At 62.4% G+C, this 13808-nt stretch carries 9 protein-coding genes; all 9 read left to right on the forward strand.

Annotated features, from left to right (window positions below; translation table 11 throughout):
- Positions 1 to 45: 45 nt before the first annotated feature.
- The 9 genes from ACHAC9_RS19720 to ACHAC9_RS19760 all read left to right on the forward strand — a co-directional run bounded on the left by ACHAC9_RS19720 (position 46) and on the right by ACHAC9_RS19760 (position 13797).
- The gene (locus ACHAC9_RS19720) at positions 46 to 3513 is read left to right on the forward strand and encodes a response regulator (RefSeq protein WP_435762519.1); all 3468 of its coding nucleotides are present in this window, start codon (positions 46 to 48) and stop codon (positions 3511 to 3513) included.
- Positions 3514 to 3548: 35 nt separating this feature from the next.
- The gene (locus tag ACHAC9_RS19725) at positions 3549 to 4340 is read left to right on the forward strand and encodes a CheR family methyltransferase (RefSeq protein ID WP_435762702.1); all 792 of its coding nucleotides are present in this window, start codon (positions 3549 to 3551) and stop codon (positions 4338 to 4340) included.
- Positions 4337 to 4948, forward strand: coding sequence for a chemotaxis protein CheB (locus ACHAC9_RS19730; protein ID WP_435762521.1), 612 nt, complete (start codon positions 4337 to 4339; stop codon positions 4946 to 4948). Before ACHAC9_RS19725 ends, ACHAC9_RS19730 begins: the two co-directional genes overlap by 4 nt.
- Positions 4945 to 6159, forward strand: coding sequence for a hybrid sensor histidine kinase/response regulator (locus ACHAC9_RS19735; protein ID WP_435762523.1), 1215 nt, complete (start codon positions 4945 to 4947; stop codon positions 6157 to 6159). The genes ACHAC9_RS19730 and ACHAC9_RS19735 overlap by 4 nt, the downstream gene beginning before the upstream one ends.
- 214 nt (positions 6160 to 6373) lie before the next feature.
- Complete coding sequence (ahpC, locus tag ACHAC9_RS19740; RefSeq protein WP_435762525.1) at positions 6374 to 6937, forward strand: alkyl hydroperoxide reductase subunit C; 564 nt, start codon at positions 6374 to 6376, stop codon at positions 6935 to 6937.
- A 262-nt stretch (positions 6938 to 7199) separates the two neighbouring features.
- The gene (ahpF, locus tag ACHAC9_RS19745; protein WP_435762527.1) at positions 7200 to 8789 is read left to right on the forward strand and encodes an alkyl hydroperoxide reductase subunit F; all 1590 of its coding nucleotides are present in this window, start codon (positions 7200 to 7202) and stop codon (positions 8787 to 8789) included.
- 586 nt (positions 8790 to 9375) lie between these two features.
- On the forward strand, positions 9376 to 11082 hold the full coding sequence (locus ACHAC9_RS19750; protein ID WP_435762529.1) for a RecQ family ATP-dependent DNA helicase: 1707 nt from the start codon (positions 9376 to 9378) through the stop codon (positions 11080 to 11082).
- Between the two features lie 17 nt (positions 11083 to 11099).
- Positions 11100 to 12167 (forward strand): ligase-associated DNA damage response exonuclease, encoded by a 1068-nt coding sequence (locus tag ACHAC9_RS19755; RefSeq protein ID WP_435762531.1) that lies wholly within the window; start codon positions 11100 to 11102, stop codon positions 12165 to 12167.
- On the forward strand, positions 12160 to 13797 hold the full coding sequence (locus ACHAC9_RS19760) for an ATP-dependent DNA ligase (protein ID WP_435762533.1): 1638 nt from the start codon (positions 12160 to 12162) through the stop codon (positions 13795 to 13797). The genes ACHAC9_RS19755 and ACHAC9_RS19760 overlap by 8 nt, the downstream gene beginning before the upstream one ends.
- Positions 13798 to 13808 lie beyond the last annotated feature (11 nt).

The raw sequence follows: 13808 nt of genomic DNA on the forward strand, positions 1-13808 counted from the left end.
TTTGCGTTACACTTAAGAACTTTTTTCTTGAGATAAACGCAACACATGACCGGCTCCTCTCTCGATAACACCCAGTTCCGCCGCATTCTTACGCGCAACGTGGCGCTTCCCCTCGGCCTGTCCGTGTTGACCGCTGCCGTCTTCGTCGCCGTCATCACCTATCTGGTCAGCGTGCTGAACTGGGTAGAGCATTCGCAGGAAGTCATCGGCAAGGCGAACGAGGTCAGCAAACTGGTGTCCGACATGGAAGCCGGCATGCGCGGCTATCTCATCTCCGGCGACGACACCTTCCTCACGCCTTATACCGTGGCCAAGCCAAAGGTCGACGTCCAGTTGGATGCCTTGACGAGCCTGGTGTCGGATAACGAGGCGCAGACCGATCGCCTGGGCCGGGTACGGGCGGCGTACAGCGAGTGGTTGAAATTTACGTCGGAAGCCATCGAAAGGCGCCGCGCCGCACAGGATGTGGTCGAACTGGTCCGCAGCGGGCGCGGCAAGGTCCTGACCGATGAAGTACGCAGCCAGTTCGCCGCCTTTGTCGTCAGCGAACGCGAACTGTTGCGCGAGCGCAGTGACTCGGCGCGCTCCGTGATCACCTGGTCGGTCGCTGCCTTTCTATTGTTTACGCTGGTCGTCGGCGGTTTGCTCGCTGCATTCGGCCGGCGCGAACTGATGCATCTGTCCAAGTCCTACGGCGAGGTGCTGGATCACGAAAACCAGCACAATGCCGAACTGCGCCACCTGAGCTGGCTGCGCAGCGGCCAGACCGAGCTGGCGTCGAAAAGCGTCGGCTTGAATTCACTCGAAGCATTGGCCCAGGCCGTGCTCGACCATGTGGTGCGCTACCTCGGCGGCAGCGTGGCCGCCATGTATTTCCGTAACGAAGAGGGCGTGCTGCGGCGCATCGGGGCCTATGGTTTTTCGAACGACGAGGAACGCGCCAAGCTCATCGAGCCGGGCACGTCGCTGGCCAGCCAGGCCGCCAACGAGAACCGCCTGCTGCGCATCAAGGAATTGCCGGACGATTACATCAAGGTCGCATCCAGCCTGGGCGAATCGGCGCCGCGCGAAATCGTGATCGCGCCGTTCAATAATTTCGGCAAGGTCAAGGGTGTCATCGAGATCGGCTTCCTGCACCCGGTGCGCGAGCGCGACATCGAATTCCTGAAGCTCGTCGGCGATGCCGTTGGCTCCTCGGTCGGCGCGGTGGTGTATCGACAGCGCCTGCAGGATGCGCTGTCGGAAAGCCAGGCGTTGAACGAAGAACTGCAAGTGCAGCAGGAAGAACTGCGCACCGCGAACGAGGAATTGGAGGAACAGTCGCGCGCGCTGGAAGAATCGCAGAGCAGCCTGGAAAACCAGCAGGCCGAACTCGAGCAGACCAACGACCAGCTGTCCGAGCAGGCTCTGAACCTGGACATGAAGAACGCGGCGCTGACCGAAGCCCAGGAGCAGCTGCGTGCGCGTGCGCTGGACCTGGAGCGCGCCAGCCGCTACAAGTCGGAATTCCTGGCCAACATGTCGCACGAGCTGAGAACGCCGCTGAACAGCTCGCTGATCCTGGCAAAACTGCTGTCGGACAATGTGCCGGGCAATCTGAATAATGAGCAGGTGCGCTTTGCCCAGACGATTTATTCGGCCGGCAATGACCTGCTGCACCTGATCAACGACATCCTCGACATCTCGAAGGTCGAGGCCGGCAAGCTCGAATTGATGCCGGAAGACTTGCCGCTCCGCCGCACCGTCGAGGGCCTGGGCCGTACCTTCGAGCCGCTGGCCAAGCAAAAAGACCTGCGCTTTTCTGTCACGGTCGAGCCGAACGTGCCGCCCACCCTGCATACCGACCGCCAGCGCCTCGAGCAGGTGCTGAAGAACCTGCTGTCGAACGCGGTCAAATTCACCGAACAGGGCGAGGTCGGCATGACCGTCAGTGCCACCGACGAGGGCTGGATCCAGTTCACGGTGGTCGATTCGGGCATCGGCATCGCCCAGGACCAGCATGAACGCATTTTCGAAGCCTTCCACCAGGCCGACGGCACCGCGAACCGCCGTTTCGGCGGCACGGGCCTGGGCCTGTCGATTTCGCGCGACCTCACCAGCCTGCTGGGCGGCACCCTGGTCGTCTCCAGCACCCCCGGACAGGGCAGTACGTTTACGCTGAGCATGCCAAGGAACGGCACGGTGTCGGCTGCGCCACCGGCGCCCCGCATCGCCGCCCCAGCCCCGCGTCCGGCACGGCCCAGCCCGGCGCCTGCGCCAGTGGAAACGCTCGAGGAAGCGCCAGAGCGCGCCTCGTTCCCGGATGACCGCGCGCAGAGCGCGGGAGGCGCGCGTACCGTCCTCGTCATTGAGGACGAGCCGGAATTCGCACGCATCCTATTCGACCTCGCGCACGACCTCGAATACCGGTGCCTGGTGGCGCTGACGGCCGGCGAAGGCCTGGAATTGGCCGCCACCCACAGCCCGGACGCGATCCTGCTCGACATCCGCTTGCCGGACGGCTCGGGCCTGTCGGTGCTGCAACAGCTGAAGGACAACCCGGCCACCCGCCACATTCCCGTGCACGTCGTCTCGAGCATGGACAATGCCGGCGAAGCGCTGCACCTGGGGGCGATCGGCTTTGCGCTGAAACCGACCAGCCGCGAGCAGCTGGAAAGGGTGTTCCGCAAGCTGCAGGAAAAGAGCGCGCAGCAGATCAAGCGCGTGCTGCTGGTCGAGGACGACGAACGCCAGCGCGACAGCGTCGTCAGGCTGATCTCCGACGAGGACGTCAAGATCGACGCCGTCGGCTCGGGCGAAGAAGCCCTGGCCCTCTTGCGTACCGAGATTTTCGACTGCATGATCATCGACCTGAGGCTGCCCGACATGCAGGGCAGGGAATTGCTGGAAAAAATGTCGCACGAAGACCTGGTGTCGTTCCCGCCGGTGATCGTGTACACGGGCCGCAACCTGACGCGCGACGAGGAAGCCGAACTGATGAAGTATTCGCGCTCGATCATCATCAAGGGCGCGCGCTCGCCCGAGCGCCTGCTCGACGAAGTGACGCTGTTCCTGCATAAGGTCGAATCGCAACTCTCGACCGAGCGCCAGCACATGCTCAAAACCGTGCGCGGGCGCGACCGCGTGTTCGAGGGCCGTACCATCCTGCTGGTCGACGACGACGTGCGCAATGTCTTCGCCTTGACCGCGGCGCTGGAGCAGCGCGGTGCGCATGTCGAAGTGGGCAGGAATGGGTTTGAAGCCATTGCCAAGCTCGACGAGGTGCCGGGCATCGACCTGGTGCTGATGGATGTGATGATGCCGGGCATGGACGGGCTGGAAGCGACGCGTCGCATCCGCGCCGACGGGCGTTTCAACCGCCTGCCGATCATCTCGATTACCGCCAAGGCGATGAAGGATGACCAGGAACAGTGCCTGGCCGCCGGCGCCAACGACTACCTGGCCAAGCCGATCGACCTGGGCCGCCTGTACTCGCTGTTGCGGGTCTGGATGCCGACCATGGAGCGCGTGTGAAGCTTCCCCTGGACGACATCGACATCGAATTGCGGATGCTCGTTGAGGCGGTCTACCTCAAGTACAACTACGACTTTCGCGACTACACGGGCGCCTCGCAAAAGCGGCGGGTGCTGGTGGCGCTGCGCGAGATGGAGTGCGCGACCGTCTCCGAGCTGCAGGCCAAGGTGTTGCACCAGCCGGACGCGTTTGCCCGGCTGCTGCAATTTCTCACGATTCCCGTCACCGAAATGTTCCGCGACCCCGAGTACCATGCGGCCATCCGCAGCCAGGTCGTGCCGCATCTGTCGACCTATCCGTCGCTCAAATTCTGGGTGGCCGGCTGCAGCACGGGCGAGGAAGTCTATTCGCTGGCGATCCTGCTGCACGAAGAGGGCCTGCTGGATCGCAGCATCATCTACGCGACCGACATCAATCCGGCGTCGCTGGAAGCGGCGCGGCGCGGCGTGTTCCCGCTCGACCGCATGCGCCTGTACACCGAGAACTACCAGAAGGCGGGCGGCAAGCGCGCGTTTTCCGATTACTACACCGCGGCCTATGGCGGCGCGTTGTTCGAACGGTTCTTGATGGAGAACGTGACCTTCGCCGATCACAGCCTGGCGACCGACAGCGTGTTTTCCGAGACGCATTTCGTCAGTTGCCGCAACGTGATGATCTACTTTAACAGGCGACTCCAGAACCGCGTGCTGGGGCTGTTCCACGAGTCGCTCTGCCACCGCGGCTTCCTGGCGCTGGGCAGCAAGGAAAGCATCGACTTTTCCAGCCACGCCGACCGTTTCGAGCCGGTCGCCAAGCGCGAACGCATTTTCCGCAAGGCGGGGAAATGAGCGTCTTCAAAGCGGCAGTCGATACTGCGCTCGCGGGCCGGAGAATCGAGGCGATCGTGATCGGCGCCTCGGCCGGCGGCGTCGATGCCCTGATCGGACTGCTGCCGGCGCTGCCGCTCCACTTTGGTCCGGCCACGGTCTGCATCCTGCACGTCCCGGGCGACCGCGATAGCCGCCTGGCCGAGCTGTTTGCCGCGCGCCTGGCGCTGCCGGTGCGCGAAGCCGTCGATAAGGCGCCTGTGGAGGGCGGCACGGTGTATTTTGCCGGCGCGGGGTACCATCTGTCGATCGAACACGATCGCGTATTTTCCATCAGTTGCGAGCCGCCTGTGCACTATGCGCGTCCGGCCATCGATATCCTGATGGAGTCGGCTGCCGACGCCTATGGCGCTTCGCTTGCCGGCATTCTGCTGACCGGCGCCAATCACGACGGCGCCGAAGGCATGCAAAGGATCAGGCAGCGCGGCGGCCTGACGGTGGTGCAGGATCCGAACGAAGCACAGGCGCCGACCATGCCGGAAAGGGCGATCCGCCTGTGCGAACCGCATCTGATCTTGCCGCTTGCCGCCATCCGCGCGTTGCTGCCCCAGCTGGAGACAAGAATATGAGCGTCCTGAACCCAAGCAAACTCCTGATCGTCGACGATCTTCCCGATAACCTGCGCGCGCTCGACGCCCTCATCCGCGACGAGCAACGCCTCGTGTTCCACGCCCACTCGGGCGACGAAGCGCTCGCGCTGCTGCTCGAACACGAGTTCGCGCTCGCCATCCTCGACGTCCAGATGCCCGGCATGGACGGTTTCGAACTGGCTGAACTCATGCGCGGCACCGAGCGTACCCGCAACATTCCGATCGTGTTCGTCTCGGCCGCCGGGCGCGAGCTGAACTACGCCTTCAAGGGCTACGAGACGGGCGCCGTCGATTTCCTCTACAAGCCGCTCGATCCGGACGCGGTGCGCGGCAAGGTGAATGTGTTCGTGGCGCTCGACCAGCAGCGGCGCGAGACGCGGCGTCAGATGGAAGCGCTGGAAAAGAGCCGGCGCGAGCAGGAAATCCTGTTGCAGGAACTGAACGCGACCCAGGCCGAGCTGCAGCGCTCGCTACGCATGCGCGACGAATTCATGTCGCTCGTGGCGCACGAATTGCGCACGCCCCTGAATACGCTGTTTTTAGAGACGCAGATGCGCACGCTGCATCTGAAACGCGGCAATTTGCAGGCCTTTGCCGGCGAACAGATGGGCGCGATGATCACGCGCGACGAGCGCCAGATCAAGGCCATGATCCGCCTGATCGACGACATGCTCGATGTCACGCGCATGAGGAACGGCACCTTGTCGGTGCGTCCGGCCCAGGTCGAGCTGATCGGCATGCTGGAGCGGGTGGTGAGCGACTTGTCGCTGCAGGCGGCCGCCAGCGGCTGCGCCATTTCGCTCTGTCCTCATGCACCGGTGACCGGCTGCTGGGACGAGTTCCGGATCGAGCAGGTGGTGGTGAACCTGTTGACCAACGCCTTGCGTTACGGCGGCGGCTGCAATGTCGAGGTGCGGGTGGAAGTGGAGGGAAAGTGCGCGCGCATCGACGTCATCGACGGCGGCAAAGGTATTTCGCCGGAAGACATCGAACGCATTTTCCAGCCCTTTGAGCGCGGTGCGCGCAATGGCGAGCCGAAGGGTCTTGGCCTGGGCCTGTACATTTCGCGCCAGCTGGCGACGGCCCACAGCGGCCAGTTGACGGTGACCAGCACGCCGGGCCAGGGTTCGACCTTCAGCCTGGTCTTGCCCTGCGAAGTGATTACTTCGCGCGCGGCCGTGTCGGCGTAATCGTCGTAAAGCGCGCGCGGTTGCAAACACCGCGCGTTTCCCCCACACTAAGGGCTCTCTTGCGAGATCAATCGCCTTGCCTGACATGGCAGGTTTCGTTTTGTTCTCGCGATAGTAGAAATTAATCGAAGTAATCCGATCAATTAATTTTACAAGCATGAGCTAGACCTTTACACTTGCGTCTATCAACTTTTGACACACAACAGGAATTTCAATGTCCCTTATCAATACCGAAATCAAGCCATTCAAAGCAACCGCTTACCACGCAGGCAAGTTCATCGACCTCACCGAAGAGAATTTCAAAGGCACCTGGTCCGTTCTGATGTTCTACCCGGCCGACTTCACCTTCGTCTGCCCGACCGAACTGGAAGACCTGGCTTCATTCCAGCCTGAATTCAAAGACATGGGCGTGAAGGTGTATGGCGTTTCGACCGACAGCCATTTCGCCCACAAGGCATGGCACGACACCTCGGACGCGATCAAGAAAGTCAATTATCCGCTGATCGGCGACCCGACCGGAACGCTGGCCCGCAATTTCCAGGTCATGATCGAAGAAGAAGGCATGGCACTGCGTGGCACCTTCGTCCTCAATCCGGAAGGCCATATCAAGCTGATGGAAGTGCACGACAACGGCATCGGCCGCGACGCGTCGGAACTGATGCGCAAAGTCAAGGCTGCCCAGTATGTCGCCGCTCACCCAGGCGAAGTTTGCCCAGCCAAGTGGACCGAAGGCGCTGACACCCTGACCCCGTCGCTGGACCTGGTCGGCAAGATCTAAGTACTCGCCCAGAAATAAATGTGTTTTTGGCTGCCAGAACCGGCGCGTTGCTGCGTTGCCTCGTGCTTGCAGTGCTCGCACTGCGGCGCACTCGCCGCCTTGCACCGCAGCCGGTTCTGTTTGCCAAAATTCACATTTATTCCCGGTCAAGTACTTAAGCTGGCGTCAAGAAGCTGTCGTAATTAGCAGCAACCAGTTGTACCGGGCAGTGGCTTGCACTAGCCGGCCAGTGCCCGACAATCACCGAATAAAAGGAATAACAATGCTCGAAGCAACCCTCAAGAAGCAATTACAGGCCTATTTGGAAAAAGTGGTGCAGCCGATTGAGATCGTTGCATCGCTCGACGACTCGCCGAAGGCGCGCGAAATGGAAGAGCTGCTCCGGGAAGTCACCTCGTTGAGCGCCAAGATTTCGTACGTCGTGGGCGACGACGCCACCGTCCGCGCACCATCGTTTGCGATCAAGCGCGTCGGCACCGATGTCGGCGTGCGCTTCGCTGGCATTCCGCTCGGTCACGAATTCACTTCCCTGGTGCTGGCCCTGCTGCAAGTGGGCGGGCACCCGATCAAGTTCGACGACGCAGTCATCGAACAGATCAAGAATCTCGATGGCGATTACGTCTTCGAGGCATTCATCTCGCTGTCCTGCCATAACTGCCCGGAAGTCGTGCAGGCGCTGAACTCGATGTCGATCATCAACCCGCGCATCAAGGTCACGACCATCGACGGCGGCCTGTTCAAGGACGAAGTCGAGTCGCGCCAGATCATGGCAGTGCCGATGATGTTCCTGAACGGCGAGCACTTCGGTCAGGGCCGGATGAGCATCGAGGAAATCCTCTCCAAGGTCGACACCGGTGCCGGCAAGCGCAAAGCTGCGGAATTGAGCAAGAAAGAAGCGTTCGATGTGCTGATCGTCGGCGGTGGTCCAGCCGGCGCAGCCGCGGCAATTTATGCTGCCCGCAAAGGCATCCGCACCGGCGTCGTCGCCGACCGCTTCGGCGGCCAGGTGCTCGACACGCTGGCGATCGAGAACTTTGTCTCGGTCAAGGAAACGGAAGGCCCGCGCTTTGCCGTGTCGCTCGAAGAGCACGTCAAGCACTACGATGTCGACATCATGAATTTGCAGCGCGCGGCCAAACTCGAAAAGACCGGCAAGCTGTTCGAAGTGACGACCGAAGACGGCGCCGTGCTGAAATCGAAGTCGGTGATCATCTCGACCGGTGCTCGCTGGCGCGAAATCAACGTGCCGGGCGAAAAAGAGTACAAGAACCACGGCGTGGCCTATTGCCCGCACTGCGACGGTCCGCTGTTCAAGGGCAAGCGCGTGTCGGTGATCGGCGGCGGTAACTCGGGCGTCGAAGCGGCAATCGACCTGGCGGGCCTCGTCGAGCACGTGACGCTGATCGAGTTCGGCAACGAACTGCGGGCGGATGCGGTCCTGCAGCGCAAACTCTACAGCCTGAAGAACGTGGATGTGATCAAGGGTGCGCAGACGACTGAAGTCCTGGGCGATGGCAAGAAAGTCACGGGCCTGACCTACAAGGATCGCGCCAGCGGCGAGATCAAGACTGTGGAACTGGCGGGTGTGTTCGTGCAGATCGGCCTGATACCGAACGCCGAATGGCTCAAGGGCACGCTCGAACTGACGCCGCATGGCGAGATCGAAGTCGATGCCAGAGGCGAAACCTCGATCCCGGGCGTGTTTGCCGCCGGCGACGTGACTACCGTGCCGTTCAAGCAGATCGTGATTGCGGTGGGCGAGGGCGCCAAGGCATCGTTGTCTGCGTTTGACTACATGATGCGTCTGCCGACCGAAGAGACCGATGCGGTCGAGATGCCCAAGGCTGCATAAGTTGTAGCCGGGTAGATCGAGAACGCCATGCCGATGTGAATCGGGATGGCGTTTTTTGTTGGCTCAAGATTTAAAAAAGCGCCATCCGGCTCGAGCGGATGGCGCTTTTTGTCAATTGCCGGTACTGATGGAGTGCCGGTCTAAAACTGGTGCCTAGCGTTATCGTGCGCCGATGAGCTTGATGTTTTGCGACAATGATTACATCAACACATCACATATCGGCGACAAGCGGCCACGCCTGTGGCGGAATTTTTTTAGTGAAACATCAGCACCGCTGCGCCCTGCAGGGTGTTCGTCTCATAGACCAGCCAGGCTGCGGCAGTGGCAAGAGCAAGCTGAAGTGCGGTCAGGGTGGTGGGAAGTGAGCGCATCATGATTGTTTCTCCGGTCGTCGTGATTTCGTTTGGTATGGTGCCATTCTGAGGCCGTGTCGGTCCCTGTGGCATCGGCCGGTAGTCCTCCATTCTGTAGGAGCACAGCTTGCGCGCCTGTCTCAGCGGCAGGAAGGGTGACTGGGAGACACTCCTACGTGCCGCCTGCGTTTGCTCCTATAGCTGCGTTCGCGGGGGCGAATTATATTTATGACATGACCCGACACGACTCCCAACTCCTCCATAACGGCGTTCTCGCGGTGCGGCGCCATTCCATCAAAAAAATGCTCCGTTCCGTGTTTGGCATCGAGCGCCTGCGCGACGGACAGCAACGCGTCATCGACAGCGTCCTCGACGGCAAGGACACGCTGGCGATCATGCCGACCGGCGGCGGCAAGTCGCTGTGTTACCAGATTCCCGCGCATATGCTCGGCGGCATGACGGTGGTGGTCTCGCCCCTGATTTCGCTGATGAAGGACCAGCTCGGCAAACTGGAAGAGCTGGGCATCCGCGCGTGCCAGGTCAACAGCTGCCTGAACGCCGGGGAAGAACACGCGGCCCTGGACAGTATCGCGTCGGGAGAGTGCGAAATCGTCTTCTGCACCCCCGAACGCCTGACCTCGCCCGAATTCCTCGCTGTACTCAAGCAAACGAAGGTGGTGCTGGTAGCAATCGACGAAGCCCACTGCATCTCGCAATGGGGGCACGACTTCCGCCCGGCCTATCTCGAGATGGCGGCCGCGATTGCCGCGCTTGGCGAGCCGACCGTGCTGGCGCTCACCGCCACCGCCACCGACGAAGTCATGGCAGACATCGGCCGCCAGCTGAACCGGCCGCGCATGAATGTCATCAACACCGGCATCTACCGCCCGAACCTGCACTACAACGTGGTGCAGGTGACGAATACGGATCAAAAATTCGCCGAGGCGCGCCGCCTGGTGGCCGAATCCGAGGGCGTGGGCATCGTCTACGCCGCGACCGTCAAAGCAGCCGAGGAAATGCATCGCATCCTGGAAGAAGCCGGCGAATCGGTGACGATTTACCACGGCAAGCTGCCCGCGGGCGAGCGTCGCGCCAACCAGGATCTGTTCATGAACGATGAGCGGCGCATCATGGTCGCGACCAATGCCTTCGGCATGGGCATCGACAAGAGCGATACGCGCTTCGTGATCCACCTGCAGATTCCGGCCAACCTGGAATCGTATTACCAGGAGTCGGGCCGGGCAGGGCGCGACGGCAAGGACGCGAGCTGCACGCTGCTGTTCCTGCAGGATGACAAGCGCCTGCAGCAGTTCTTCCTCGTCAAGCACTATCCCGGCGCCGCCGAGATCCGCTCGGTATATGACGCCGCCTGCGAACTGGCGGAGTCTGGCGCGGTCACGACGGGGCGCATCGAGGAACAGCTGGTCGACTTGAACGAGGCGAAGATCAAGGTCTGTCTCAAGTTGCTGAAAGACGGCAAGCTGGTGCGCCAGAACCGCAAGCTCGAATTCGTCGTCACCGCCATGGAACCGGAACCCTCCCATTTCGAGTCGCTGGCCGCAGTCTATGTGCAGAAGCAGGACCACGATCACGACTCGCTGGAAAAAATGGTGGGGTATGCGGTCAGCGGATACTGCCGCTGGAAGCTGATGCTCGATTACTTCAACGACGAGGTGGAGGGCTTCGAGAAGTGCTGCCGCTGCGATAACTGCAAGAATCCGCCGTCGATCAAGCTGGAAGACATCGAGATCCGCGACGACGAGTTCGACCATACGCCTCTGCCCGAACCGACCGGGCCGCATTTCGACGCGGGCATGCAGGTCAAGGTGCCGAAGTACGGTGCGGGGGTGGTGGTGTCGGTCGCGGGCGAGCAGGTCGGCATCGACTTCCCGGACGGCGAGCATCGGTCCTTTATGGCAGACTTCGTCGAACCGGTCTGATGCCGGGAAAGGATCGCATGGCAGACATGGTGGTAGTGCGCAAGGAGGGGCTGTATTGCGTCCCTGGCGGGTTTTATATCGATCCCTGGCGTCCCGTGGAGCGCGCCGTCATCACCCACGCCCATGGCGACCATGCGCGCTACGGCCATGGCAAGTACCTGACCGCCGCCAGCGGCGTCCACGTGCTGCGCTCGCGCCTGGGCGAGATCTCGGTCGACGGCCTGGAATATGGCGAGACCGTGGTCCACAACGGCGTCACCATTTCGCTGCATCCGGCCGGCCATGTGCTTGGTTCTGCCCAGGTGCGCATGGAGTATCAGGGCGAGGTCTGGGTCGCTTCCGGCGACTACAAGATAGAACCCGATAAAACCTGCGCGCCGTTCGAGCCCGTACGCTGCGACACCTTCATTACCGAATCCACCTTTGGTTTGCCGATCTACCGCTGGGACCCGGAGCAGTCGATTTTCGACGACATCAACCGCTGGTGGCAAAAGAATGCAAACGAGGGGCGCCCGAGCGTGATCTTTGGCTATTCGTTCGGCAAGGCGCAGCGCATCCTGTCCGGACTCGATCCGTCGATCGGGCCGATTGTCTGCCATGGCGCGGTCGAGCCGCTGAACCGGGTGTATCGCGAGGGCGGCGTCCATCTGCCGCCGACGCTATTGGTGAGCGATGTCGACAAGGCGGGGCTGAAACAATCGATCATCGTCGCGCCGCCGTCCGCCTCCGGTTCGGCCTGGATGAAGCGTTTTGGCGACTACAGCGACGCCTTTGCCAGCGGCTGGATGCAGCTGCGCGGCGCGCGCCGCCGGCGCGGCGTCGACCGTGGCTTCGTGCTGTCGGACCATGCCGACTGGCCGGGATTGATGAGCGCGATCGCCGCCACCGGCGCGCAGCGCGTGATCGTCACGCACGGTTCGATTCCCGTGCTGGTGCGCTGGCTGTGCCAGCAAGGGCTGGACGCCGCCGGTTTTGACACCGAATATGGCGATGACGATGACGACGTGAGCATGGCGCCGCAACCGGCTCAAGCCTCGGAGGCGGCACCGGTAGCCACTGAGGCGAGCGAAGCAACCGATGCGTGAATTCGCCCGCCTCTTCGCCGAACTCGACGAAACCACCGCCACCAACCGCAAGCTCGAAGCCCTGCAGCAGTATTTTTCCAGCGCCGCACCGGAGAATGCCGCCTGGGCCGTGTATTTCCTCGCCGGCGGCAAACCACGCCAGGCGGTGCCGAGCAAACTGCTGCGTCAGTACGCGATCGAATACGCGGTGCTCGACGAATGGCTGTTCGACGAGTCGTACAACGCCGTCGGCGACATGGCCGAGACCATCGCCCACATCCTGCCGCCGCCCGACAAGCGCAGCGACGTCGGCCTGGCCGAATGGATGACGGAGCGCATCGGTCCCCTGCGCGGCGCCGATCCCGCAGTCATTCGCGAAGCCCTGTTCAGCTACTGGAACGAGCTGAACACGCCCGAGCGCTTCCTGTTCTGCAAACTGATCGGCGGGGGCTTTCGGGTCGGCGTCTCGAAATTGCTGGTCACGCGCGCGCTGGCGGCGATTGCGGCCGTCGACAGCAAACTGGTTGCCCAGCGCCTGATGGGCTGGACCGACGGCACCGTCGCCCCGACCGCCACCAAATTCCTGCAACTGATCGCGGCGCAATCGGATGACGAGCACAAGCTGCGCGGCGGCCAGCCGTATCCCTTCTTCCTCGCGCACCAGCTGCAGGGCGACCCAAGCGCGCTGGGCGAGCTGAAAGAGTGGCAGGTCGAGTGGAAATACGATGGCATCCGCGCCCAGCTGGTGCGGCGCGGTGCGCTCAATTACCTGTGGTCGCGCGGTGAAGACCTGATCAGCGAGCGCTTCCCGGAGCTGTGCAGCGTGCGCCTGCCCGAAGGCACGGTGGTCGATGGCGAGGTGCTGGTCTGGGACCATGCGAACGACGCGCCTGCGCCGTTCGCCGAGCTGCAGCGCCGCATCGGCCGCAAAACCCTCTCCGCCAAGCTGCTGGCCGAGCTGCCGGCGGTGCTGGTCTGCTACGACCTGCTGGAACTGGACGGCGTCGACCTGCGCGCGCTGCCCCAGCACGAGCGGCGCGCGCTGCTCGAAACGCAAGTCGCCGCCTGCGACCAGCCGCAACTCAAGATTTCGCCGCTGGTCCATGCCGAGAGCTGGGAGGCGCTGGCTTTGCTGCGCCTTGAGTCACGCAAGCGCGGCGTCGAGGGCATGATGGTCAAGGCGAAGAGCGCCCAGTACGGCGTCGGCCGCACCAAGGACGTCGGCACCTGGTGGAAGTGGAAGGTCGACCCGTATTCGATCGACGCGGTGCTGATCTATGCCCAGGCGGGGCACGGGCGGCGCGCCTCGCTGTATACCGACTATACGTTTGCGGTGTGGGACGATGAGGAAGGCGAGCGCAAGCTGGTGCCGTTCGCGAAAGCCTATTCGGGCCTGACGGACGCCGAAATCGCCCAGGTCGACAATGCGATCCGCAAGACCACGATCGAAAAATTCGGACCGGTGCGCTCCGTCAAACCGACGATGGTGTTCGAGATCGGCTTCGAGGGCATCGCGCTGTCCTCGCGCCACAAGGCCGGCATCGCCGTGCGCTTCCCGCGCATCCTGCGCCGGCGCGAAGACAAGACGGTCGAGGATGCCGATACCCTCGACACACTCAAAGGCTTGCTGGCCGCAGCGGGTGCAGCGTGAGCCCAAGTTTG

The organism is Massilia sp. CMS3.1 (assembly GCF_051262535.1).
In the GTDB taxonomy this organism is placed as follows: domain Bacteria; phylum Pseudomonadota; class Gammaproteobacteria; order Burkholderiales; family Burkholderiaceae_D; genus Telluria.

Bases quoted from the DNA above. Each gene is read 5' to 3' on its own strand.
- ACHAC9_RS19725 (WP_435762702.1), top strand. From the start codon at position 3,549: ATGCTCGTTGAGGCGGTCTACCTCAAGTACAACTACGACTTTCGCGAC.
- ACHAC9_RS19720 (WP_435762519.1), top strand. From the start codon at position 46: ATGACCGGCTCCTCTCTCGATAACACCCAGTTCCGCCGCATTCTTACG.
- ACHAC9_RS19755 (WP_435762531.1), top strand. From the start codon at position 11,100: ATGGCAGACATGGTGGTAGTGCGCAAGGAGGGGCTGTATTGCGTCCCT.
- ACHAC9_RS19735 (WP_435762523.1), top strand. From the start codon at position 4,945: ATGAGCGTCCTGAACCCAAGCAAACTCCTGATCGTCGACGATCTTCCC.
- ACHAC9_RS19750 (WP_435762529.1), top strand. From the start codon at position 9,376: ATGACCCGACACGACTCCCAACTCCTCCATAACGGCGTTCTCGCGGTG.
- ACHAC9_RS19730 (WP_435762521.1), top strand. From the start codon at position 4,337: ATGAGCGTCTTCAAAGCGGCAGTCGATACTGCGCTCGCGGGCCGGAGA.
- ahpC (WP_435762525.1), top strand. From the start codon at position 6,374: ATGTCCCTTATCAATACCGAAATCAAGCCATTCAAAGCAACCGCTTAC.
- ahpF (WP_435762527.1), top strand. From the start codon at position 7,200: ATGCTCGAAGCAACCCTCAAGAAGCAATTACAGGCCTATTTGGAAAAA.
- ACHAC9_RS19760 (WP_435762533.1), top strand. From the start codon at position 12,160: ATGCGTGAATTCGCCCGCCTCTTCGCCGAACTCGACGAAACCACCGCC.